The sequence below is a fragment of the Streptomyces synnematoformans genome (assembly GCF_039531005.1).
In the GTDB taxonomy this organism is placed as follows: domain Bacteria; phylum Actinomycetota; class Actinomycetes; order Streptomycetales; family Streptomycetaceae; genus Streptomyces; species Streptomyces synnematoformans.
Genome location: NZ_BAAAPF010000605.1, coordinates 1 through 1,855, shown reverse-complemented (window position 1 = coordinate 1,855; position 1,855 = coordinate 1). Strand labels below are relative to the sequence as shown.

Below are 1,855 nucleotides of genomic sequence, written 5' to 3'. Positions count from 1 at the left end.
CCCGGCGCAGCCCGCACCGGCGGCACCGGCGGGCGCGGCGCCGCCGGTGCCGCAGTAGGGGGTGCGGCCGGGGGCGCCGTTACAGGTACAGGCCCGTGGAGTCCTCGGTGCCCTCCAGCCGCTCCGAGGCCACCGCGTGCAGGTCGCGCTCGCGCAGCAGCACGTAGCCCACGCCCCGCACCTCGACCTCGCCGCGGTCCTCCGGGTCGAACAGCACCCGGTCGCCCGGCTCGACCGTCCGGACGTTCTGCCCGATGGCCACCACCTCCGCCCAGGTCAGCCGGCGGCCCACGGCCGCGGTCGCGGGGATGACGATGCCGCCGCTGGACCGGCGCTCGCCCTCCGCGGCGTCGGTGCGGACGAGTACCCGGTCGTGGAGCATCCGGATGGGCAGCTTGTCGTGGGGCGTATTCACGTACCCGACGGTACCCGCGTCGTCAGCGGCCCCGACGCCTGCCCCGGGTCTTCTTCGGCCGCCGCGACCCCACGGCGAGCAGCCCGGCCACGGCCACGGCGGCGACCGCGACCGGCACGATCCGCTCCAGCCGGGGGGCGCCGTCGGGGGCGACGAGCACGCCGCGGGCACTGGTCACGGCCCGGTTCGCGACCACGAACGCCTGCCCCGCGGTGCGGTCCACCGCGCCCTTCGTCCGCGCCTTCGCCTCGCCCACCAGGGTCGAGGGGCTCACCCGCAGCGAGATCTCGTCGAGCGTCGCGGCGAGATCCTGCCGCCGGCGGGCGATGTCCGCCTCGATCTGCGCGGGAGTCCTGCCGTCCGACACCGCGGTGCCTCCGTCCTCGCTCCGTCTGTTGGGCGACCTGCTGGTCGACAGTCTGTCAGCCGTTACGCTCGGGTGCGACATCCGCCCCGCACCGAGGAGTAGGGAAAGCACACCATGAGCGAGCGACTGCAGCCCGGCGACACCGCCCCCGACTTCACCCTCCCGGACGCGGACGGCAAGGACGTGTCGCTCGCCGACCACCGCGGCCGCAAGGTCGTCGTCTACTTCTACCCGGCCGCGCTCACCCCCGGCTGCACCAAGCAGGCGTGCGACTTCACCGACAACCTCGACGTGCTCGCCGCCGCCGGCTACGACGTCATCGGCGTCTCGCCGGACAAGCCCGCGAAGCTGGCGAAGTTCCGGGAGAAGGAGTCCCTGCGGGTGACCCTCGTGGGCGACCCCGACAAGGCGGTGCTGGAGGCGTACGGGGCCTTCGGCGAGAAGAAGCTCTACGGAAAGACGGTGACCGGCGTCATCCGCTCCACCGTCGTCGTGGACGAGAAGGGCACCGTCGAACGGGCGCTCTACAACGTCAAGGCCACCGGTCACGTCGCGAAGCTCCTCAAGGACCTCGACATCAGCCCGTCCCCGTCCGCGTGAGGTAGCCGGAGACCACCAGGTTGCCCGTGTAGGACCTCTCTTCCGGCTCGTACGCGCCGCCGCAGGTGAGCAGGCGGATCTCGGCCCGGCCGCGCTTGTGCTGCCCGTAGACGCGCTGGGCGTCGAAGTCGTCCTTGGCGACGGTCTCCACCCGCTCCACGGTGAACACGGCGGTGCGCCCGTCCGCGCGCGTCACCGTGACCTCCTCGCCGGGCCGCACGTCGCCCAGCCGGTAGAACACCGCCGGTTTGGCGCGGGTGTCCATGTGCCCGACGAAGACCGCGACGCCGGCGGCGCCCGGCCGCGCGCCGCCGCGGTACCAGCCGATCTCGTTCGCGTTGCCGAACGGCGGCGCCTCGACCGCGCCGTCCCCGTCCAGCCCGCGGCTGACGACCGGACCCTCGATCCCCACCGACGGCACCGCGACGCCCGCTGCCCGGCTCGGCGGCCGGTTCGGCGCCCGCGGGCGTCGC

General features: G+C 74.1%; 4 protein-coding genes. 1 reads left to right on the top strand and 3 read right to left on the bottom strand.

The genetic code is table 11. The features are described from left to right. Window positions 1-79: 79 nt before the first annotated feature. Together ABD317_RS36470 and ABD317_RS36465 are read right to left on the bottom strand one after the other, a co-directional pair. Window positions 80-382, bottom strand: a complete 303-nt coding sequence (locus ABD317_RS36470) for a co-chaperone GroES (RefSeq protein ID WP_051438260.1) — start codon at window positions 380-382, stop codon at window positions 80-82. Window positions 383-437: 55 nt separating this feature from the next. Next, window positions 438-782 (bottom strand): DUF3618 domain-containing protein, encoded by a 345-nt coding sequence (locus ABD317_RS36465; RefSeq protein WP_027754292.1) that lies wholly within the window; start codon window positions 780-782, stop codon window positions 438-440. A 114-nt stretch (window positions 783-896) separates the two neighbouring features. On the opposite strand from ABD317_RS36465, the gene bcp reads away from it, so the two are divergent. Continuing rightward, window positions 897-1,382: a thioredoxin-dependent thiol peroxidase gene (bcp, locus tag ABD317_RS36460; RefSeq protein ID WP_027754291.1), complete on the top strand. Its 486-nt coding sequence runs from the start codon at window positions 897-899 to the stop codon at window positions 1,380-1,382. On the opposite strand, the gene ABD317_RS36455 is transcribed toward bcp, so the two are convergent. Continuing rightward, window positions 1,360-1,855 (bottom strand): class F sortase (locus tag ABD317_RS36455; protein WP_344296279.1); only part of this gene is annotated, 496 nt, incomplete at its 5' end. The genes bcp and ABD317_RS36455 overlap by 23 nt on opposite strands.

Bases quoted from the DNA above. Each gene is read 5' to 3' on its own strand.
- ABD317_RS36470 (WP_051438260.1), bottom strand. From the start codon at position 382: ATGCTCCACGACCGGGTACTCGTCCGCACCGACGCCGCGGAGGGCGAG.
- bcp (WP_027754291.1), top strand. From the start codon at position 897: ATGAGCGAGCGACTGCAGCCCGGCGACACCGCCCCCGACTTCACCCTC.